This is a genomic window from Thermoproteus sp. CP80 (genome assembly GCF_002077075.2).
In the GTDB taxonomy this organism is placed as follows: domain Archaea; phylum Thermoproteota; class Thermoprotei; order Thermoproteales; family Thermoproteaceae; genus Thermoproteus.
On sequence record NZ_LCWM02000002.1, the window covers coordinates 39,811 to 61,019 of the forward strand.

20 protein-coding genes are annotated in these 21,209 nt (G+C 62.4%); 13 read left to right on the top strand and 7 right to left on the bottom strand.

The window, feature by feature from the left end:
- Positions 1 to 50: 50 nt before the first annotated feature.
- The 3 genes from nadC to nadA are packed head-to-tail and all read right to left on the bottom strand — an operon-like array spanning position 51 to position 3,252.
- On the bottom strand, positions 51 to 893 hold the full coding sequence (gene nadC, locus B7L68_RS00640; protein ID WP_081245747.1) for a carboxylating nicotinate-nucleotide diphosphorylase: 843 nt from the start codon (positions 891 to 893) through the stop codon (positions 51 to 53).
- Entirely contained in the window at positions 890 to 2,320 is a 1,431-nt protein-coding gene (locus B7L68_RS00645) for an L-aspartate oxidase (RefSeq protein ID WP_255408289.1), read from the bottom strand. Before B7L68_RS00645 ends, nadC begins: the two co-directional genes overlap by 4 nt.
- Positions 2,320 to 3,252 (bottom strand): quinolinate synthase NadA, encoded by a 933-nt coding sequence (nadA, locus tag B7L68_RS00650; RefSeq protein WP_081245749.1) that lies wholly within the window; start codon positions 3,250 to 3,252, stop codon positions 2,320 to 2,322. Before nadA ends, B7L68_RS00645 begins: the two co-directional genes overlap by 1 nt.
- A gap of 359 nt (positions 3,253 to 3,611) precedes the next feature.
- Here nadA and B7L68_RS00655 point away from each other — a divergent pair, with 359 nt between their 5' ends.
- The 4 genes from B7L68_RS00655 (at position 3,612) to B7L68_RS00670 (ending at position 7,198) form a co-directional block, all read left to right on the top strand.
- Positions 3,612 to 4,493 carry a S1C family serine protease gene (locus B7L68_RS00655; RefSeq protein ID WP_081245750.1) on the top strand — a complete coding sequence of 294 codons (882 nt, stop codon included), beginning with the start codon at positions 3,612 to 3,614 and terminating at the stop codon, positions 4,491 to 4,493.
- A gap of 93 nt (positions 4,494 to 4,586) precedes the next feature.
- Positions 4,587 to 4,898 (top strand): divalent-cation tolerance protein CutA, encoded by a 312-nt coding sequence (gene cutA / locus B7L68_RS00660; RefSeq protein WP_081245751.1) that lies wholly within the window; start codon positions 4,587 to 4,589, stop codon positions 4,896 to 4,898.
- A gap of 346 nt (positions 4,899 to 5,244) precedes the next feature.
- On the top strand, positions 5,245 to 6,018 hold the full coding sequence (locus B7L68_RS00665) for an XdhC family protein (RefSeq protein WP_238136253.1): 774 nt from the start codon (positions 5,245 to 5,247) through the stop codon (positions 6,016 to 6,018).
- Positions 6,019 to 6,544: 526 nt separating this feature from the next.
- On the top strand, positions 6,545 to 7,198 hold the full coding sequence (locus B7L68_RS00670) for a 7-carboxy-7-deazaguanine synthase QueE (RefSeq protein ID WP_081245752.1): 654 nt from the start codon (positions 6,545 to 6,547) through the stop codon (positions 7,196 to 7,198).
- Positions 7,199 to 7,279: 81 nt separating this feature from the next.
- Here B7L68_RS00670 and pdxT read toward each other — a convergent pair whose 3' ends face one another.
- On the bottom strand, positions 7,280 to 7,888 hold the full coding sequence (gene pdxT / locus B7L68_RS00675; protein WP_081245753.1) for a pyridoxal 5'-phosphate synthase glutaminase subunit PdxT: 609 nt from the start codon (positions 7,886 to 7,888) through the stop codon (positions 7,280 to 7,282).
- Complete coding sequence (gene pdxS, locus B7L68_RS00680) at positions 7,885 to 8,910, bottom strand: pyridoxal 5'-phosphate synthase lyase subunit PdxS (protein WP_081245754.1); 1,026 nt, start codon at positions 8,908 to 8,910, stop codon at positions 7,885 to 7,887. The genes pdxT and pdxS overlap by 4 nt, the downstream gene beginning before the upstream one ends.
- Positions 8,911 to 8,997: 87 nt before the next feature.
- Between pdxS and thiC the strand changes: the two genes are divergently transcribed.
- Together thiC and B7L68_RS00690 are read left to right on the top strand one after the other, a co-directional pair.
- Entirely contained in the window at positions 8,998 to 10,290 is a 1,293-nt protein-coding gene (gene thiC, locus B7L68_RS00685; protein WP_081245755.1) for a phosphomethylpyrimidine synthase ThiC, read from the top strand.
- 1 nt (position 10,291) lies between these two features.
- Positions 10,292 to 10,813 carry a 4Fe-4S ferredoxin gene (locus tag B7L68_RS00690; RefSeq protein WP_081245756.1) on the top strand — a complete coding sequence of 174 codons (522 nt, stop codon included), beginning with the start codon at positions 10,292 to 10,294 and terminating at the stop codon, positions 10,811 to 10,813.
- Between the two features lie 212 nt (positions 10,814 to 11,025).
- Here the strand turns inward: B7L68_RS00690 and glp are convergent, their stop codons facing one another.
- Positions 11,026 to 12,279, bottom strand: a complete 1,254-nt coding sequence (gene glp, locus B7L68_RS00695; protein ID WP_081245757.1) for a gephyrin-like molybdotransferase Glp — start codon at positions 12,277 to 12,279, stop codon at positions 11,026 to 11,028.
- Between the two features lie 19 nt (positions 12,280 to 12,298).
- A complete protein-coding gene (locus B7L68_RS00700) occupies positions 12,299 to 13,144 on the bottom strand; it encodes a hypothetical protein (protein ID WP_081245758.1) in 846 nt (281 codons plus the stop codon).
- Between the two features lie 389 nt (positions 13,145 to 13,533).
- Between B7L68_RS00700 and B7L68_RS00705 the strand changes: the two genes are divergently transcribed.
- From B7L68_RS00705 to cutA (B7L68_RS00735), 7 genes are all read left to right on the top strand, one after another.
- A complete protein-coding gene (locus B7L68_RS00705) occupies positions 13,534 to 14,067 on the top strand; it encodes a nicotinamide-nucleotide adenylyltransferase (RefSeq protein ID WP_081245759.1) in 534 nt (177 codons plus the stop codon).
- Positions 14,067 to 15,617: an alkaline phosphatase family protein gene (locus B7L68_RS00710; protein ID WP_081245760.1), complete on the top strand. Its 1,551-nt coding sequence runs from the start codon at positions 14,067 to 14,069 to the stop codon at positions 15,615 to 15,617. Before B7L68_RS00705 ends, B7L68_RS00710 begins: the two co-directional genes overlap by 1 nt.
- 23 nt (positions 15,618 to 15,640) lie before the next feature.
- Positions 15,641 to 16,381 carry a hypothetical protein gene (locus B7L68_RS00715; RefSeq protein WP_081245761.1) on the top strand — a complete coding sequence of 247 codons (741 nt, stop codon included), beginning with the start codon at positions 15,641 to 15,643 and terminating at the stop codon, positions 16,379 to 16,381.
- A 215-nt stretch (positions 16,382 to 16,596) separates the two neighbouring features.
- Complete coding sequence (locus B7L68_RS00720; protein WP_081245762.1) at positions 16,597 to 17,637, top strand: glucose 1-dehydrogenase; 1,041 nt, start codon at positions 16,597 to 16,599, stop codon at positions 17,635 to 17,637.
- A gap of 36 nt (positions 17,638 to 17,673) precedes the next feature.
- On the top strand, positions 17,674 to 18,513 hold the full coding sequence (gene cutB / locus B7L68_RS00725; protein WP_081245763.1) for a glyceraldehyde dehydrogenase subunit beta: 840 nt from the start codon (positions 17,674 to 17,676) through the stop codon (positions 18,511 to 18,513).
- The gene (locus B7L68_RS00730) at positions 18,510 to 18,956 is read left to right on the top strand and encodes a (2Fe-2S)-binding protein (protein WP_081245764.1); all 447 of its coding nucleotides are present in this window, start codon (positions 18,510 to 18,512) and stop codon (positions 18,954 to 18,956) included. Before cutB ends, B7L68_RS00730 begins: the two co-directional genes overlap by 4 nt.
- Positions 18,953 to 21,148 carry a glyceraldehyde dehydrogenase subunit alpha gene (gene cutA / locus B7L68_RS00735; RefSeq protein ID WP_081245765.1) on the top strand — a complete coding sequence of 732 codons (2,196 nt, stop codon included), beginning with the start codon at positions 18,953 to 18,955 and terminating at the stop codon, positions 21,146 to 21,148. The genes B7L68_RS00730 and cutA (B7L68_RS00735) overlap by 4 nt, the downstream gene beginning before the upstream one ends.
- Positions 21,149 to 21,209 lie beyond the last annotated feature (61 nt).

Below are 21,209 nucleotides of genomic sequence, written 5' to 3' on the forward strand. Positions count from 1 at the left end.
ATCGCGAGCGCCTACAGAAGTTCGGCCAGTAATTGATAATATCTTGGAATCTATTTAATTAAGTCCATATTCATATCGATTGATTTATAACTATGGGTCAACGACCCTATCGATATTACGTCTACATACTTGGCGTAATCTGCTATATTTTTCTCATCGATATTGCCCGACGCCTCTAGGACGACCCTCTTCCTCAAGCCTCTCCTCATCAACTCCCCATGTACTTTGGCCACATCGCTTGGGCCCATGTTGTCCAGCATCACTATGTCGGCGCCGAGCTCGGCGGCCTTTACGGCATCCTCCACGTTCTCAACCTCAACCTCTATCTTAGCGATAAACGGCGCTCTCTCCCTAGCTAGCACCAACGCCCTCTCGAGCCCTCCAACGGCCCTTATGTGGTTGTCCTTGATCAAGATCGCATCGCCTAGGCCGAACCTATGCGGGTCGCCGCCGCCTATCGCAACGGCCTTCTTCTCCAGATATCTGAGGAACGGTGTCGTCTTCCTGGTAGCCGCAACCCTTACTTTTGGGTTAATTTCCCTAGCCTTGTCGAGGATTCTTTTCGTCATTGTGGCTATGCCCGAGGCCCTCATTAGGACGTTTAACACGACTCTCTCGACCTTTAACAGCTCGGGCTTTTGTCCCCTGATGATTAATATACAATCGCCTGCCTTCGCCGTCTCGCCGTCTCCTCTAAGCACCATAAAGTCGAGCCCGAGCAACTTCAGGAGCTCGGTCACCTCCTCCATGCCGGCAACTATGCAGTCCTCTTTGACTCTAATGCAAGCCTCGCCATACTCCCTCGGCACTATCGTGCTGGTTAAGTCCCAGAATGGGTTGTCTTCCCTCAAGGCGTCGAGTAGTTTATATGCAAATAGTCTAGCCTCGATCATGGCGAATGGCATCTGAATAATATATGAAATTTAGTCCCAGACCAATTTGGGCTATCAGCTCTATAATGAACGCCGACGCTCTCCCTCCTGATAATCGCAGCCCTAGCGACGAGGCTCGGCAACAGCGAACCTTCAAGTTCATCAATAGCCCTCCTGAGCCCCTCCTCGCTCCTAACTATCCCGACGTATCTCCACATCAAATCTCTAGCCATGTTTAAATCCACGCCATCCGCCTCCCGGCACTCCGCGTCCACGACTAAGTCGTATCTGCCGATCGCCGGCGTGTTCCAGACGCCGCCGTTGACGTAGGCCTTAAATGCCCTAACGACTAGGTAGCTCTGGACTAAGGCCTCCAGCAAGCTATTACTGGCCAGCCTATTGGCGCCGTGAAAGAGACTCGACGACGTCTCGCCTATTGCGAAAAGACCCTTAACGTTCGATCGGCCTAGTGCATCCACCGCAATGCCGCCGATAGTGTAATGGGCTGCCGGCGTTATTGGCACCAAGTCCCTATCCGGCCTAACGCCGCGAGCCCGAAGGAAGTCGTTTATAGTGGGGAACTTGTCCTCGAGGTCTATCGACGAGATATCTAGGTAAACGCCGCCGGTCCTTATAAGCTCTGCATATACAGCCCTGCTGACAATGTCGCGGGTCGCCAACTCGGCCCTTTCATCGTATTTACTCATGAAGTACTCACCATCCTTATTCACAAGCCTAGCGCCCTCGCCCCTAACGGCCTCAGACACTAGGAACAAGTCCCCATTAATCATAGCCACGGTTGGGTGGAATTGCACGAACTCCAAGTCCCTAACCAACGCGCCAGCCCTTAGAGCCGCCTCGATGCCGGACCCATCACCATCATTGGTGCTGTATAGGTATAAACCCGAATAGCCGCCGGTGGCGAGGATAACGGCATCAGCTCGCACGACATCCCCATCCTCAAGAACCACACCCATAACCCTATCACCATTAACTTCAACACCACCCAACCTACCCTCGACTACCTGGACGCCTAACTCCTCGACAGCCTTAGTTAAGATACTCATAACCGCCTCACCAATTTTATCACCACCAATCCTGGCCCTAACAACCCTAGCCCTACTGTGACCGCCCTCCAAGGATCTCCTCGCACAAGGCTCGAAACCATGCTTAACTAACCAATTAAGGGATTCGCGGGCAAACCCAATATAGCCCCACACAACCCATCCATCGTTTAGATGCCTACCGGCCGCCAACGTGTCGTTGACGTGGGATTCAACGTCTGAGCTATCAATGGGTACAGCGATCCCGCCTTGAGCCTTCCAGGAACTACCGCCACGTAAGTCCCTCGTCACCACAACAACGTCGTTCAACCCCTCTTCCCTGGCCCTTATCGCGGCGCTCAAACCGGCTATCCCAGAGCCAATTATTACTAACTTCGCATGCATCACCTAAACTCGAGCATCCTCGTTATCGAAACCCTAGCCCTCCTTGCAATATCCTCAGGAACCCTCACGGGATAGACGAGATCTCTCAACGACCTATAGACCTTGTCCAAGGTTATCAATTTCATGAAACCGCAGACAGCACTCCTAAGGGCTGGTGCAACCTTGGCATCAGGGATCTCCCTCAGCACCCTATCTATCAGACCGGTCTCAGTGGCTATCACGAAACTATCGCCCCTCGACTCCTCGACAGCCCTAACCATGCCCTGCGTTGACGAGACCTTAACCCTAACCCCCAGTTTTCCCGCATCCTTGAGTATGTCAACAGTACCTGAACACTCGGGGTGTACGAGCAATACTGAATTCCCATTCTCCATAGCAACCCTGGCGAGGACATCATACGTGATCCTATCATGCACGTAACAGGCGCCGTTCCAGATGTACAAGTCGTCCCTACCGGTGACATACCTTATGTAATTACCTAGGTTCCTATCAGGCACGAAAAGCACAGGCCTATCTCTCGGTATTGACTCGACTATCTTGTGGCAGTTGGCTGAGGTGCAGACGTAGTCGGAGACCGCCTTCACCTCGATCGATGAATTTATGTAGGCTACAACGACGCCGTTTGGGTGTTCCCTCTTCCACTTGACGACGTCCTCAGCTCTAATCGAATCAACTAACGTACAACCCGCCTTGACGTCGGGTATCAAAACGAGCTTATCTGGATTGAGCACCGCCGCAGTCTCCGCCATGAAGTACACGCCGGCGAATACTACGACCCTAGCGTCGGTATTAGCCGCTTCAAGCGATAGGTCCAGCGAGTCGCCCAAGAAATCGGCCACGGCTTGGACCTCACGTCTTTGGTAATTATGGGCGAGAATCACCGCGCCCCTCTCGCGTTTAAGTCTCAAGACCTCCTCGACCAAATCCGGCATTAAGCGGCCTTGGGCTCGTTTAGGAAATATGCGTATGGCGTAAAAGTTCGGATCCATCCGCGATCTGAGCCTCAGCATCAATAGGTCCATCGGGCAAACCTTGCTCCGCCTAACGACAGAGGGCCGACCCCCTCGGCCCCTTGGCGGTATATAGATACGTCGTCCCGTACGTGACCCTCGCCGAGGGGCGGGCGAAGTTAAGTCCGTTTTCCCTAGGCGCCCCGCGGGCGCGATGAGCCGCGGCCCAGTAGCTCCCCTCCCGAGACCTCGAGGGCCGCGCAGAGGCGCCCATGCCCCGAGAGGAACCTCCAAGGATCGGCGTTGTCGACAGCTATATTTATGGGGATTTTATCTGGGCCATGGACCTCTCGAGCCTCGTGGAGAAGGCGTCGCGGTCTGTCGTGGGGGTGGTCACCAAGCTGTCGGACGTCTGGGGCCTCGAGGAGGGCCGCTCCTTCGGGACTGCGTTCTCGGCCGGCGGCGGCCTCTTCCTGACCGCCTTCCACGTGGTGGCGGGGGCAGACGCCGTCCTTCTGGTGACGCCCGAGGGCGAGACCGCCGAGGCGCGGCCGATCGCTGGCGACCCCAACGACGACTTGGCCCTCCTCGCCTCCGACCTCTCGGCCCCGCCGATACCCCTCGGCTCCGCCTTGAGGCTGAAGGTCGGCGAGCCCGTCCTCGCCCTGGGCTACCCCCTGGCCATGCTCGACAAGCCAACCGCTACTTTCGGCATAGTGAGCGCCGTGGGGCGGAGCCTGAGCGTGGGGGATAGGGTCTTCGAGTTCCTTATCCAGACGGACGCGGCGATAAATCCGGGCAACTCCGGCGGCCCCCTGATAAACTCGGCGGGGGAGGCCGTGGGGATCAACTCGTCCATAATAGCGGGGGCGCAGGGAATAGGCTTCGCCGTCCCCATAGACCTGGCCAAGGTCATGATCGACATGGTGAAGAGGTACGGGCGTTACGTGAGGCCGGCGCTCGGCGTATACGTGGCCGCGGTGAACAGGGCCATGGCGGCTGTGTACAGACTCCCGGCGGATCGGGGACTCCTGGTAGTGGCAGTCCAGCCGGGCTCCTACGCCGAGGAGGCGGGGCTGAGGCGCGGCGATATAATAGTCTCGGTCGACGGCAAGCCCGTGGAGAACGTGTTCCAGCTACGGCTCGCGGTCTCGGAGGCGTTCGCCGAGGGGAGGACCCCGAGGCTGGGGGTCCTAAGAGGCGGGAGGCGCGTAAACTTGTAGCGGCCCCGCCGCCAGCCGTCCCTAGGCCCCTAGAGGCCTACGGGCGGCTGTGCTCCACGCGTTAGGGTTTTATAGAGCTGGATGCGCCAAGCCATGTACGCGGCGGTGTTGATCACGGCCCCGGACCGCGAGAGCGGGAGGAAGATCGCGAGGCATCTCCTCGAGAGGAGGCTGGCGGCCTGTGTGAACATAACGCCCGTATCTTCGATGTACTGGTGGGAGGGGAAAATCGAGGAGGCGGAGGAGGTGATGCTCGTGGTGAAGACCACCAGCGACAAGATCAACGACGTCGTGAGGGAGGTGAGGTCCATCCATCCCTACCAGTTGCCGGAAATCGCGGCGTTGCCCATCGTGGCCGGCCACGCCGAATATCTGGAATGGGTCAAGCGGGAGACCCACGCTTGATCGGCTCGACTCGGCGCGAGGGACGCCGACCCGCAAGCCCCCTTGAGTCTTTACAGCGCTGTCCCGCCCGGCGGACGTGCCGAGACCCAGTCAATAGACCCACGGCGCATATTGATGAGGGACGCCCATACGCTGGGCCTCAACGAGCACGTTAGGCCCATCTGCCGGCCCCTCCTTGAAGGGGGTGGGAACCCGCGGCAGTCCGCATCGTCGTAGGCGCAACGCCGATGCCTGCCCTTCAGCTGGGTCGAGGCTTCAGTAGCGGCAACCGCGTGGAGGCGCGGCGCCGCGTCTGGAGGCGACCTGCCGACCTGTTAAGCTTTTAACTTTAGGCCTCCTTTGCCGTGTGTCCGTCTGCGACATGTTCAAGGTGCTCGACCTAGCGGCTAGGCGGGGCGAGGCGGCGGTCGTCGTGAGGGTTCTCGACGGCGGGCGGGCCTACGTCGACGCCGTGGTGGGCGGCAGGCCCCTTCTGGGCTTGGTGCCGGACGCGGTTGTCAGGGCTGTGGCCGGGCTGAGGCCCGGCGAGAGGGCTCAGCTGGAGGTCGGCGGCATGTCGATCTCGGCCGAGGCCGTGTTGGTGAGGCCGACCGTGATAGTGGTGGGTTTCGGCGAGGTGGCGCGCCGCGTGTCGGAGGTGGCGGCCGCGGCGGGGTACTACGTGGCGGCCATAGGCCACGAGGCGGAGGGCGCCTTCTATAGGGGCGATCTGCCCGATCTGGAGCGGCTCGTCTCCGAGGGCTCTATCGTCGTGGTCGCCAACGAGGGGGGCCACCCCAGCGACGTGGACGTCGTGGAGCTTGCCGTCAGGCGGGGCGCCGGCTACGTTGCGCTTCTGGCAAGCCAGAGGAGGGCCGCGCTGGTCGTCAGGGAGCTGGAGAGGAGGGGGTTGCCGAGGGAGGCCGTGGCGTCGAGGCTCAGATCCCCCGCGGGGCTCGACATAGGCGCCAGGACCGCGGGCGAGATCGCCGTCAGCGTAGTGGCGGAGGTGGTGATGTATCTGCGCGGAGGCAGCGGGAGGCCCATGAGGGAGATCAAGGACCCCTACAAGGTCGTGGAGGAGGTGGAGGGCGATCTCTCTAGCTATAGGTGCGAGTGGAGGCCCCAGCCCAGCGCCTAGGCGCAGTGGAGGGCCCAAGGCGGGCGGCGCAGTCGGGGAGGAGACCGGCCGGTCCGGGCGACCTCAGCGGAGCCGGACGGCTCGGCCACCGTCGACGGCCGTCGATGCAGCGGCCTGCGCGGCCGTCGCCTCAGGCGTTGACGCCACCTCTGCCGGCCGTCTGTGTCCGTTGCCTATATATGCCATAGGGCTCGGCCAGACATGGACCCGAGGCACAACGTCTGGGTTAAGATAATCAGGGACAGGGCCCCGCGGCCCTAACAGAGGGCCGGACATCGGGATTTAGCCGCGGCCATTACGGCCATCCAGGCGCCTGTTGCCGCAGTATTTCCATCCCAGGAGTCCTCCGTATCGTCGTCTTCGTAGACGTCCTCGTCGTTGCCGAATTTGAGGCCATGGGGACGTCGGCACGTACCTATCGCCAGCGGCAACCGAGCTCGTCTAAGGTTGGCGTCCCTCCTCATCGTTTGGAGAGATGCGATACCGCCGGATCTGATTTATGAGGACTATCTGAGCGAATAACTCCATGAAGGTCGTTGAAATATTCAGGTCGAGACAGGGCGAGGGACCCAATGCGGGTAAAGAGGCGGTATTTCTCCGTCTAGCTCTCTGCAATCTACGATGCATCTGGTGCGACACCAAGTATTCTTGGCACGGAGGTACCGAGATGAGCCTTGATAGCGTCTATTCGAGGTTGATAGAGGCGGGAGGCGGCATTAAGCACATGGTTATTACTGGCGGCGAACCACTACTTTGGACCTATGAATTGTTGCCGCTGGTAAGAATTATAAAGAGTCTCGATTGGTATATCGAAGTTGAAACAAACGGCACAATACCGCCCAATGGGCTCATCGAGCATGTGGATGCGTTTAACGTGTCGCCTAAGCTTTCCAACTCTAGGTTGCCGATCAGCGCTAGGATCAATGAGATAGCAGTAAAGGAATTCGTAAAGAGTAATAAAGCTATATTTAAGCTTGTAGTAGAAAACTGGAGAGATGAAGAGGAGGTGCTCTGGTTTATTGACAAGTTCGGTATATCTAGAGAGAGGATTTACCTGATGTCCCAATGCGTCTCGCGAGACGAGTGTCTGCGTAAAGACGAGGAAATCACTAAACCCATGGCAGTAAGGCTCGGCGTTAAGTTCACGCCAAGACTCCATATAATTCAGGAGTTTAAGTAAAGAAGTATTTAAATGAGGCCAACGGCGCTCTCGGCAACTTTCGAGCCGATCGTTCCGTGGCTTAAAAATAAGGGGTTGCGGCTATGCCCTACCTCTAGCTAGCTCCAGCAAGTATTTATGCATGGCGGCGGTGGTTAGCTCCGGATGGAATGCCGTGGCCAGCATCGAGTCCTCCTGGGCCGCCGCCACGACCTCGCCGGCCCTTGGGTGCTTAAGCCTCGCGATAGGCCTGGCCCCTCCCCAGACCCTGACGATCGCAGGCGCCCTTATGAACACAGCCCTCAAGGTGCCGAACCTCTCGACCTCGACGTCGAGCTCGAACGAGTCCCTCTGTCTGCCGAAGGCGTTTCTCACCACGGCTATGTCCATCACGCCGAGGATGGGCTGGCCCGTCTCGCCGACGGCCGAATCCCTTACCTCTTTGGCCATAAGTATAGCGCCGGCGCAAGTGCCCAGCGTGGGGAGACCTCCGGCGACTGCATCCCTCAGCTTCTCCAGATAGCGCCTTGCCAGCAGACCGATGGCGGTGGACTCTCCTCCCGGTATAGCTAGCGCCTTCAGGTCGCCGAGCTGGCGCCCCTCCTTAACCTTCACCACGTCGACTCCGACCCCCAGCTCCTCGCCGGCCTTCCTGAAGGCCTGCTCGTGCTCCTCGACGTCGCCTTGCAGTGCGAGGACGCCCACCTTCATACCCCCCTCGTCTGGAGGAGCTCCTCCGGCTTGAGCGTTTTCACGTCTATTCCCGCCATGGCGGTCCTCTCGCTTACCATCCTCTGCGCCTCCACCACAGCCTCGGGGTCGTCCCAACGGGCTGTGGCGAGGACTATTGCCTCGGCTCTCTCCTTGGGGTCCTGCGACTTGAATATGCCGCTCCCCACGAAGATTCCGTCAGCCCCAAGCCACATCATGAGCGCCGCGTCGGCAGGCGTGGCGATGCCGCCCGCAGCGAAGGTGATCACGGGCAGTCTCCCCATCTCGGCCGTCAACGCGACGAGCTCCAGAGGGACTTGGCACTGCCTCGCGTAGTCTCTAAGCCTCTCCTCCTCCCCGGCCCTTCTTGCGGCGTTTAGCTCGTTTATAGCTGTATATAATGTCTTGAAGTGCTTGACGGCCTCCGCCACGTTGCCGGTCCCGGCCTCGCCCTTCGATCTGATCATCGAGGCCCCCTCCGATATCCTCCTCAGGGCCTCGCATAGCTCCCTACAGCCGTTGACGAAGGGCACCGAGAATACCCACTTGTTTATGTGATGTTGTTCGTCGACCGGCGTCAACACCTCGGACTCGTCTATTAGGTCGACCCCCGCCTCCTCCAGCAAGAAGGCCTCGTAGTAGTGGCCTATCCTCACCTTGGCCGATACGGGGATCGTGATGTGCGACATGACCTCCTCTATGACCTTTAGGTCGGCCATCCTGGCGACTCCGCCCGCCTTCCTCACGTCGTAGGGCAATTTGTCGAGGACCATGACCCCGACCGCGCCCGCGTCCTCCGCTATCTGAGCCTGCTCCACGTTGGTGACGTCCATTATCACGCCGTTTCTCAACATCGCGGGGAACCCCACCTTCACCTTGACCGTGCCCGTCCTCACGCCGTCCGCTGAATAGGGCCTGGGCCATTTGAACCCCCTCTCCTTGAGCCTATCCCTCAACTCGGCTAGGCTGTAGAAGAAATCCCTAAGCCTCTCCAGGTATTCGAAGCCGTTCGCCACCGACATGCGGCTGTCGATACGGCTGACTTTATGGTTTATTGAACGTTCAACATATCGGCGATAATGCTTTAATATAATTTGAATAAGTTAATTATGGCCAAAACGATCGTCGAGGAGGCGCGGGAGGGGAGGATCCCCGAGGAGGTGAAGCTGGCGGCCGTGCGCGAGGGGGTCGACGGCGGCAAGCTAGCCAGGAGAATCGCCGGAGGCAGGGCCGTGTTGATCCGAAATATCAAGATGCCCGACAAAATGGCCGCGGTGGGCGTCGGCCTGACCACGAAGGTCAACGTGAATCTGGGGACCTCCAGCGAGGTCGTGGACCTCAAGGCCGAGCTCGAGAAGGTGAGGATAGCGAATAGGTGGGGCGATACGCTCATGGATCTATCCGTGGGGGGAGACCTGGACGAGATACGGAGGGCCGTGATCGGCGAGAGCAAACTGCCCGTGGGGACCGTGCCGATCTACCAAGCGTTTATATACTCGTTCGGGAGGAGGGGAGGAGGCGCCTATTTCGACGAGGACGAGCTGTTTGGGACGGTCGAGAGGCATCTCAAGGACGGCGTGGGGTTCGCGACGATACATGCCGCGGTGACGAGGGACCTCGCCATCAAGGCCTTGAGGGGCGGGAGGACCATACCGGTTGTCTCCAGGGGAGGAGATATGATCATAGGCTGGATGTTGCACAACAACAAGGAGAACCCCTTCCATTCGAGATGGGACTACGTCTTGGAGCTCTTCAAGGAATACGACGCAGTGATATCCATAGGCGATGCGTTGAGGCCTGGCGCCACTGCCGACAGCCACGACGAATTCCACGTGGCCGAGCTACTGGAGACGGCTAGGCTGGTCAAACGGGCTAGGAAGGCCGGGGTCCAGGTCATGGTGGAGGGGCCGGGCCACGTCCCCCTCGACGAGATAGTGTGGGACGTCAAGCTCATGAAGAGGCTCACGGACGGCGCCCCCTACTATGTGTTGGGCCCGTTGCCGACGGATGTGGCGGCTCCCTACGACCATATCGCCGGCGCTATCGGCGCGGCTCTGGCGGGGGCGGCGGGCGCCGACCTTCTATGCTACTTAACGCCGGCCGAGCACCTGGGCCTTCCCACGCCTGGGCAGGTCGAGGAGGGCGCCGTGGCCTTCAGAATAGCTGCCCATGTGGCCGACGTGGTCAAGTTGGGGAGGAGGGCTAGGTCTTGGGACGACGAGGTGAGCAGATACAGAGGCGGGCTCATGTGGAGGGAGATGATATCGAAGTTGATATACCCCGAGAGGGCTTGGTCCATCTATGCCCAATACGGCGAGCCGAAGGTGAGGGGCTGCACCATGTGCGGAGGATACTGCCCCATGCTCATGGCGTTACAGCAAGCGAGGAGGGCCTCAGATTGATATGGCCGAGGCCTGGCTCTGGAGCACCTGGGTCAAGGCCGATAGGCTCAAGGACGCCGACGTCGCCGTGGTGGCGGCGTGTCTGCCCTTCGTCAATCCGAAGCTGTACGAGGAGATCTCCAGGGGGAGGACGGTGCTCTTCGCGTGTCCGGAGAGGGAGCATCCGGCCCTATACGGCAAAATAGTGAGTATGGTGCGGTCCTCGCGTCCCAGGTCCATCACGGCGGTCTCCATAGACGGAAGTCCCCACTGCTCTCTGCTACACGCCTCGGTCAATGAGGCCGAGTACATAATGGACGAGGAGATACCTAGGAGGCATTTCGTCGTGGTTGACGGGAGAGAGCTCGTGGAGATATCGCCGGCGGCTGTCAGAGTCGCCAGATATCTCTCCATAGTCGAGAGGGCTGTCAGAGAGAGGCCGGAGATCCTCAGGGAGCTGGAGGCACATAGCCTAGAGCATAGAACGGCCCTCGCGCGCCGCTTGAGGCGATCTGCCCGAGACGAATCGAGGCGAGGGCCTTGAGGCGTATCTCTGTCCGTTGAGGCGGGCCGGGGCGCGGGCCTCTTCGCCAGACCGCGAGGGTTTGTCTGCCCAATCGATGCGTCTGTCTTTAGTCGGACAGCCGACTATTCGAATGGACGTGGGCCCTCGCCTAAACGAGAGGCCGAGACCTCCATCTAGGAGATCGCCTTAGCCCTGTCGATGCGCTTACAGCGGTTCGCACGCCTCTCGTCCTAGGCCTCCTCCAGCCCTCTTATCAACTGCACCTCGACCTCGTCCCCCTCGTCGTAGCCCTCCCGGTTCTCCGGCACCACCAGGATGGCGTTTCCCCTCGTGAGCGTCGAGAGGACGCCGCTGCCGGTCACCGCGAGAGGCTCCACGTATATCCTCCCGTCCCTGACGTAGGCCCTCGCCCTTGCGTAGGTCCTCACGTTTATCGGCGTAGTTATCCTTCTGGTCAAGACGCCTCTGGCCGTGGGCGCGGGCTCCGGCCTCCCGCCGACCATCTTCAAGACGGCAGGCCTCGCGAATATCTCGAAGCCGACGATCGCCGCCACGGGGAAGCCCGACAGGACGACTACGGGCTTTCCGCCCACCACGGCCGCCCCGTTGGGGCGCCCCGGCCTAGCGGCAACCCCCCTCACGTAGAAGTCGGCCATGGAGGAAACGGCCCTATGGGTCGCGTCGGGCCCCCCGACGGACGCGCCGCCGGTGGTGGCGACCACGTCGAAGTCGGCGAGCGCCCTCTCCAGCGCCCTCCTTATGGCCTCCTCGTCGTCGGGGACGAGGCCTAGATAGTGGGCGTCCGCGCCTGCCTCTCGGAAGAGGCCGATCAGGGCGAACCTGGTCGAGTTCACCACTTTGCCGGGCGGCGGAGGGCCGCCGCGCACGTCGTCCACCTCGACCAGCTCGTCCCCTGTGGATATCACGGCGGCTCTGACGGAGTATATCGGCACGCGCGACATGCCGAGCGACGCGAGGACCCCCAGGTCCCAGGGCCTCAGCCGCGTCCCGGCCCTAAGGACGAGCTCGCCCCTGGAGAGGTCCTCCCCCCTCCTCGAGACGTAGTAATACTGGGGCACCGGCCGATATATCTCCACGGACCCTCCCCTCTCGGCCGCCTCCTCGTAGGGCACCACGGCGTCGGCCCCCTCGGGCAGAGGGGCCCCCGTCGCCACCTCCACCGCCTCCCCCGCTCCCACCACGCCCTGGTAGGGCCTCCCCGGCCCGGCGCGCCCTACCACCTTCAGCACGACGGGGTTGGTCCTGGCGGCCCCTAGCGTGTCTACGGACCTGACCGCATACCCGTCGAAGGCCGCGCGGTCGAAGGGAGGGACGTCCACCTCGGCGACCACGTCCCTGGCCAGATACCTCCCCAGCGCCTCGCCCAGCGGCACGTCGACGACGGGAGGCCTGTGCGATACCTTGGAGAGGAACTCGGCAACAGCCTTGTCGACCGGAGTTAGGCTCTTGAAGCCTCTGGACACGTGGCGGGATGCGAAGGCACTATTTAGCCTTTCTGCCCAACACGAGGAGGTAGCCGGCCTCCCCGGCCTTGGCCTGCAGGTAGCGCGCCACCTCTTCAGGCGCGGTCTCGACGGCAAGAACCGCGGCGTATATCCGCGTCCTGGCAAACTTCTCGGCGGCCTCCGCGGCCCTCCTCAGTTGCTCCAAGGCCCTGTCGGCCTCGTCTACGGTGGGCACCGCCGACTTGACCTCGGCCACCACCAGCGGATCCGGACAGAAGACGTCGACCTCCTTAATGCCGTCGATCAACAGAGCCGCATGCACGATCGGGTTGCAGGTAAACCCCTCAGCCGCGAGCCACTCCCTAATCCACTGGGCCGTGTAGAACTCCAGAGACACCCCGAGAGCCTCCTGTATCTGCGTCAACGCAGACCTTATCCAGCGGAACTCCTCAAAGGCCCTCTCCCACCTCTTGTCGTTCTCCTGCCAACGCCTCTCGTTCTCTTCCCACCGCCTTGTATTCTCTTCCCAGCGCTTCCAATTTTCCTCCCAGCGGCGTTGGTTTTCCTCCCAACGTTTCGCGTTCTCTTCCCACCGCCGCCAATTCTCCTGCCACCTCTTCTCGTTCTCCTCCCATCTTCTCCAGTTCTCCTGCCACTGCCTTGCGTTTTCCTCCCAGCGTTTCCAGTTTTCCTCCCACCTCTTCTCGTTTTCCTTCCAGCGTTCCTCCTCCATCTGGACGAATTTGTGGAAGTCCTCCCTAAGCCTCCTCAGCTCGTCCAGAACCTCCCTAAGGCCTAGAAGGCCGGCTACGGCCAGCCGGAACTCCTCATCCTCCTCCAAGGCCTTAAGAAACCTAAGCCTCTCCTCACGGGAAAGAGCCACGTGGTGTGACGGGCTAGTTGAAATATTAATCTTTCGGGCGGCCGCCCGAACGGCCTCATACTTACGGCGGCTTCGGGTATGTGCGGTTCTTTAAAGCGTCGATCCTCAGACGGCCTTCTTGTTCGCTCCCGCATCTCGACGCCGGTCTGCTCCGGCGGTCGGCACGCCCTCAGTCGAAGTTCGACGCTCGGCATCCCCAGGGATGGCGGCTGGAGGGATCCGTCGGCCGGCGACTTCGGCATCCTGCGTCGGCGGGTCTGCGGGGAGGCTCTCGTAGAGGGCTGAACGGGCGTTCCCTGGAGGGCCTCCGCGCCGCGTCGACGCTTCGCCGCCTCGTCGAGCCGTTCGACGAGGGCGCGAGCTATATAAAGTGGCCTTTACTTATCTATATGCGCGCGTTGTTCCCCGGGAGGTTCCAGCCGCCGCACTGGGGCCACGTCAAGGCCGTCAGGGCGATATTGGACGAGGTCGACGAGCTCGTGATATCGGTGGGGTCGGCCCAGTTCAACTACATACCGAAGGACCCCTTCACGGCCGGCGAGAGGATCTGGATGCTGAGGGAGGGGCTCAGGGAGGGGGGCGTCGACCTCTCGAGGGTGGTGATAATACCTATACCCAACGTGGAGAACAACGCGGAGTGGCTGGGGCGCGTGAGGTCCTACGCGCCTCCCTTCGATGCGGTCTACACCGGCAATCCCTTCGTGGCCATGTTGTTCAGAGACGCGGGCTACGAGGTGCGGCGGCAGCCCATGTTCGACAGGGAGAGGTACACCTCGACGAGGGTCCGCGAGCTCATGCTGGCCGGCGACCCTGGCTGGGAGGAGCTGGTGCCGAGGTCTGTGGCCGAGATAGTCAAGAGGGTCGGCGGCGTTGAGCGGCTGAGGATAGCCGCGAGGGGGGAGGCGGAGCCGCACATGTGGTGATGAAGGCCGCGGCGGTCCTCCTGCCCCTCCTGGCGGCGCTTGCGCTCGCTACGGCCACGCCCATAGGCCACGTGGTCATCGTAGTCGAGGAGAATAGAGCGTTCGACAACCTCTTCGGCATCTACCCCTTCGGATGCCCGCCGATAGTCAACAACGTCACCCTGTCCGTCATGTGGCCCTACGGCCTATACGACAACTACTCCCAGCTGGAGCGCAGCTGCGCCGAGATCCCGTGGATATCCGTCCCCAACGTCCCGTGGGCGCCCTGGCTGGGCTCGAGCCACCCCTACTACGTCGGGTCGGCCGTCGAGGAGAACCCGTCGGAGGGCTGGACGCAGTACCACGGCGACTATTGGTTCGGGAAGCCCGTGGGATTCGCGTTCTACTCGGGGCGGCAGTCCCTGGCGTATCTCTCCTACCAGCAGGCCTGGCCCCTCTGGGACCTCGCGGAGGAGTACGTCCTCGCCGACGACTTCTTCGCGCCCGTGCTGGGCCTGACCGAGCCCAACAGGGTGGCCGACCTGATGGGGAGGCCGCCCGGCTTCTACACCGACAGCGCCGTGGCCGCGGTGCCCTTCAACGAGTCCGTCATGTACCAGCTGGAGGAGGCCGGCGTGTCCTGGGGCTACTACGTGTACGGCTACGGAGGAGGCGTGCCCTACCCTCTGACCGCCTTCTCGGGCGCAGAGAAGTACGAGAGCCACTACGGCGACTACCGCGACTTCATTGCGAAGCTCGGCAACTGCTCCATACCGGCGGTATCCTGGGTCATGTTCTTCGGCGGCTCCGACGACTCCTACGACATGCATCCGCCTCACAACGCCACCGCGGGCGCCCTCGCCGTCTTGAAGCTCGTGGATGCCGTCGAGCGCAGTCCCTGCTGGAACTCCACAGCTGTATTCATAACCTTCGACGAAGGCGGAGGCTTCTACGACCAGGTCGCGCCGCCCGCCGTCGACGTGTTCGGCCTGGGCCAAAGGGTGCCGTTGATAGTGGTCTCGCCGTACGCCAAGGAGGGCTACGTGGACAACGACACTATCAGCGACTACACGATACTGGCGTTCGTGGACTACAACTGGGGCCTGCCCTACCTCACGCAGGAGGTGGCCAACAGCGACCTGCCCGGCCTGCTGGCCGCCTTCAACTTCTCGGCGCCGCCGAGACCCCCGCTGGACGTCGACAACTGGACGTACCCGTTGCCCCTCCAGTACCCCGTACATTACGGCTACATGGCGACGGTCCCCAGATACGCCAGCTACGCCGACGTCTACAGGGCGCCTGGGCTGGGCGTCCTGCCCTGGCTGGCGGCGCTCTCCATAGCGGCTCTGGCGGTGGCGGCGGCGCTCCGCAGAAAGGCCGCGCTGTATGCGTCCGCCGGCATATCGGCCGCGTCGACAGCCCTCTCGGCCTACGTGCACTACGCGTGGCCCATGTACCAATTCGTCACGCAGTACTACCTAGCGGCATCGGCCCTGGCGCTAGGCGCCGCGGCCCTCTGGGTCGCGGTAGCCCGGCGGAGGCGGCCGGCTACGTTTAAGCATAAACCTTAAAAAGATATAGTTCCAAAATATATATGAACTTCCAAGAGGCCAATAGAGCCCTCTATAAGGGCTATCTATATTCATTGATTTTGACTATAGCCCTGGTCGTGGCGGTGACCGTCGCCGCGCTTCTAATCCTCGCGCCGGCGCATTTCGTAGCGGAGCCTCCGCCGTATCACGTAACGGGGTCTCAGCCGCCGCCCGCCGGACAGGAGGAGGTCGCGATCGGTGCGTTTTTCGCGCTTCTGGCGGTCGTCATCGCTATAGCGATAGTGCTCATCGCCGTGTTCTTCCTCTACATATTCAGGGGATATAGGGCGCTCCACAGGCTCGGCTTCAAGTGGGCTTGGTGGCTGGCGTGGGGGCCCATCGTGGAGATCGTGCTGGCCCTAGTCGCCGTACCCATCGCCGTAATATCCATCCCTTCCGCTGTATATTACGATATGGGCTATCCAGCGGAATACCCCGCCTGGCTGGGCATGATCACGGCGGCCGCGCCGTTGCTTGTGTTGTTCGCAATAGCTGTAATAATTGGGCTTATCATTGATATTGCTCGTATAATATTTCTCTACGATATGCATAAATATACAAAGATTGGATACTTTCATATCTCATTTATACTATATATTATAGGCCTCGTCCTCTCGCTCATCATCTTTTCGGTCGCGGCAGGCGTGCTGGCGGCCCTCGTGCTGTTCGCAGAATATATCACGGAGATGCTGGCCTACCGGGAAGCCTCTCGGTGGACGCCGCCGGCGGCGCCGAGCCAGTAGCGGCTCCCGCGGCCAGCCGTTTCTCCTGGGCCTCCACCGGCCCAGAACTCCCTCCTCACGGCGGCCAGACCTCCTCGGATTCCCTCACGGCCGACCTGCCGTCCTCGACCGGCCGCGGGAGGCCTGTTACGGCTACGGGCCGTATGCGGACGGCGCGTGTCCGTCCGGGAGGGCGGCGCGGCGGAGCATAATTTATATTGGGGGTGTGTTGGGGCATGAAGGCGGTCACCGTGATCCCCGGGGTCCCCGAGTCCCTGAGGCTTAGGGAGGTCCCTAAGCCCTCTCCGGGGCCCGGGCAGGTCCTCCTCAAGCCGCTTAAGGTCGGCGTGTGCGGGACCGACAAGGAGATTATAGAGGGGAAGTACGGCAAGGCGCCCGAGGGCAGCGACTACTTGATTCTGGGGCACGAGGCGCTGGCCGAGGTGGCCGAGCTGGGGCCGGGCGTGGACAACGTGTCGGTTGGCGATTTGGTCGTCCCCACGGTCAGGAGGCCTCTGAACTGCGGCTTGCCGGTGGACTACTGCCCCGTGGGTCGGTATCTGGAGCACGGCATATGGGGCCTCCACGGCCACGCGGCCGAGTTCTCCGTGACTGACGCCGCCTATCTCGTCAAGGTGCCCAAGGAGGCGGCGGACGTGGCGGTGCTGACTGAGCCGCTCTCCGTGGTCGAGAAGGGCGTCGAGCTGGGGCTGGGCCTATACCAGTCGAGGCTCGGCAGAAGGCCCGAGACGGCGCTGGTGCTGGGCGCAGGCCCGGTGGGACTTCTGGCGTCCATGGTCTTGAGGCTCGCCGGGCTGTCCGTGACCGCGGTCGCGACGAGACCTCCCGACAGCTTGAAGGCGAGGCTCGTCAAGGAGCTAGGCGGGACCTACGTGGACGCGGCCCACGAGAAGATCTCGGGGACGTACGATCTGGTCATCGAGGCGACGGGGGCCCCGGCGATGGCGCTGGAGGGCGTGGAGGTGCTCGGCCCCGGCGGGGTCGAGGTGCTCCTGGGGGTCTACCCGCCCGGCGGCCGGCTCGACGACGTGGGCCGGCTCCTCACCGAGGCGGTCCTCAACAACAAGCTGGTGGTGGGCTCCGTCAACGCCGGGCTTAGGCACTTCGAGGCGGCCTTGAGGCACCTCAGGGAGGCCGACGAGCGCTTCGGCGGCTGGCCCAGGAGGCTGATAACCAAGACGGCCTCTCTGGGGAACTACCAGGAGGCCTACAGCTGGACCCACGACGACGTAAAGACGGTTCTGTCCATGGAGTAGCGAAACGCTTAAAAGCGGATAGCCGGCCGTGGCCCAATGATACCGCCCCAGTTCGACTACATCCGCGCCTCCTCTATAGATGAGGCCGTCGATATCCTGTCGGAGGACCCCAACGCCAAGGCCCTCGCGGGCGGGCAGAGCTTGATACCGCTCCTCAAGCTGCGCGCGGCGGCTCCCAGCAAGCTTGTCGACATCGGGAGGCTCAAGGAGCTCCGATACGTCAGGCAGGCCGGGGACGGCTTGGCCGTGGGGGCTCTGGCCACGCACGCCGAGCTGGAGAGGTGGGCGGGCCCCTGCGGGGTCCTCCCGGAGGCGGCGAGGCAGATAGGGGATCCCCAGATAAGGTCCATGGGCACCATAGGCGGTAGCCTCGCACACGCGGATCCGGCCGCGGACTGGCCCGCCGTCGTGTTGGCCCTAGGCGCCGTCGTCAAGGCCAGAGGCCCGTCGGGCCTCCGAGAGGTGCCGGCCGAGGAGTTCTTCCAAGGGCCCTACTCCACGGCGTTGCAGCAGGGCGAATTGATAGTGGAGGTGTCCATACCCCGATGTCCCCCCAGGGCTTCCTACGTCAAGATAGCCAAGACCCACAACGACTTCGCCATAGCCGGCGTCGCCGCGGCCGTCTGGGCCAAAGACGGCGTGGTGGAGGAGGTTAGGCTCGCCGCCACCGGCGTGGGGCTCAAGCCGGTCAGGCTCAGGAAGGCGGAGGAGGCAATCCGGGGGAGGAAGATCGCCGGGGATCTCCTGGCGGAGGTCGCCGAGGCGGCCTCGAGGGAGGTCGAGCCGGTGTCGGACGTAAGGGCTTCGGCCGAGTACAGAAGGGCCATGGCCGGCGTTGCGGCCAGAAGGGCGTTGAGGAGGGCGTTGGGGCTATGAGGATCAAGGTCAAGGTCAACGGGGTGTGGTACGAGCGCGACGTGGAGCCGCGGAGGCTCCTTGTCCACTTCCTGAGGGACGACCTGGGCATAAAGAGCGTGAGGGTTGGATGCGACACCGGCCACTGCGGCGCGTGCACCGTGCTGCTCGACGGGAGGCCGGTCAAGAGCTGCAACCTGCTCGCCGTGCAGGTCGACGGCTCCGAGATAATAACGGCCGACCACAGCGACGACCTCATGGAGAGGCTCAAGCGGGCCTTCCACGAACGCCACGCGCTCCAATGCGGCTACTGCACATCGGGCATGTTGATGGCCTCCTACGCCCTCCTGAGGGAGAGGCCGAGGCCCACTGAGGAGGAGATACGCGAAGGGATCAGCGGCGTCCTCTGCAGATGCACCGGGTACCAGAACATAGTGGAGGCCGTCAGGTCGGCGGGGCCATGAGGCACGTCGGCAGACCGCTGGCGAGGCTGGAGGACTACCACCTGCTGTACGGACAGGCCCGCTATGTCGACGACATAGAGCTGCCCGGGATGCTCCACGCGGGCTTCGTCAGGTCGCCCTACGCCCACGCCAGGGTGAGGCGGGTGGACGCGTCCGAGGCGTCCTCGATGCCCGGCGTCGTGGCGGTCTTCACGCCGCAGTCGGGCAAGCCCTTCGACTTCGCGCCAGGCGGCAAGGTCAGATACCAGGGGGAGGCCGTCGCCATGGTTGTGGCCGCGGACAGATACGCCCTCTACGACGCCCTGGAGAGGGTGTACGTGGACTACGAGCCGCTTCCGGCCGTCGTGGACCCGATAAAGGCCATGGAGCCGGGGGCGCCCCTAGTCGACGAGTCTCTGGGCACCAACGTGTCGCATAGGGAGAAATACGCCTCGGGCGACGTCGAGCGGGCCCTCGCATCCTCGGACAGGTTGGTCGAGGAGGAGCTCTCCACGGGCAGAGTGGTGCCCTCGGCCATGGAGCCCCACGGAGTCGTGGCGGCCCACGACGGCAGGACCCTTCTGATATACGACTCGACCCAGAAGCCGCATGTGGTCAGGCGCGAGGTGGCCAGAAGCCTCGACGTGCCGCTGGCCGCCGTCCGCGTGGTCCAGCCCGACGTCGGCGGCGCCTTCGGCTCCAAGATACAGGTATATCCGGAGGAGGTCAGAGTGGCCGCGGCGGCCATGGCCCTGAGGAGGCCCGTCAAGTGGATAGCCACGAGGAGCGAGGACTTCAAGGTGACGACGTACGGCAGGGGGCTTGTGCTTAGGTACAAGGCCGGCTTCACGAGGGACGGCGTGCTCAAGGCCGTGAAGGGGGAGGTCATAGCCGACGCCGGCGCATACGACTGGTTCGGCTTCGACCTGGCCTCCACAGCCGCCACTATGTTGCCGGGAGCCTACAAGGTCGTGGACCTCGACGTAGACGCCGTGTCCGTCTTGACCAACAAGCCGCCGTTGGGGCCCTACAGAGGCGCCGGGCGGCCTGAGGCGACCTTATTCATAGAGAGGATAATGGACCTGATAGCCGACGAGACGGGGCTCGACCCCGTCGAGGTGAGGAGGAGGAACTTGGTGCCCGCCGGCCCCTACGACAACCCGCTCGGCCTGCATTACGATTCCGGCGAATATCTGGCCGGGCTGGAGAGAGGGGTGGCGGCCACGGGCTACTACGATCTAGTTAGAAGGGCGGAGGCGGCGAGGGCGGAGGGCAGAGTTCTGGGCGTCGGCATGTCGTTCTACATAGAGATTACGACCTACGGACACGAGGTGGCGATAGTCAGGGCCGAGAGGGACGGGAGCTTCACCGTGGCTGTGGGCATCGCGCCCCACGGCCAGGGGGACGCCACAGGCATAGCGCAGCTCGTCGCCGACGAGCTCCAGATACCTATAGAGCGCGTGAGGGTGGTCTGGGGCGACACGGACGTGGTGCCCGACGGCGTGGGCACAGACGGGAGCAGGTCCCTCACGGCCGGCGGCTCCGCCGCCGTGCTGGCCGCGAGGCGCCTGTTGGACGAGCTCAGGAAGGCCGCCGAGGAGCTTCTGGGAGGCCCCGCGACCTATTCCGAGGGAGTGTTCAGATCTGGCGACAAGTCCGCGACGGTTGGGGAGATCGTGGAGGCGGTCTACAGGGGCAAGGTCAAGGCCCAGCTGGAGGCCATGGAGGTGTATAGGGCCAGGCCGACGTTTCCCTACGGCGTCGGCGTCGTCGAGGTGGAGCTGGATCCTGAGACCGGCATCGCCAGGCCCCTTCTGTACAGGTCCTACGACGACATAGGGGTCGTGGTGAACCCGCTGCTGGCGGAGGGCCAGATACATGGAGGGGCGCTTCAGGGGATCTCCCAAGTGCTCTACGAGCAGGTCGTCTACGATCAAGACGGCAGTCTGGCCACTCCCAACTTCGCGTTCTACCACGTGCCCAAGGCTGTCGAGGCCCCGAGATACGAACCGCACTTCGCCGAGACGCCCCACAGATCGGACCACCCGACGGGCACCAAGGGCGTAGGCGAGGCGCCTACAGTCGCCTCGGCAGCCGCGACGATAAGGGCGCTGGAGGACGCCATAAGGAGGGCCGCCGGAAGGCGGGTGAGGCTGAGGTCGACGCCGGTGACGCCCGAGGAGATATACCGTTTGATCCACGGCGGCGCGTAGCCGCGGGCTCCAGGCGCCGCAGACGCGGCGGCGGGCCTATTTCCTCCATGTCTGCCGGCGG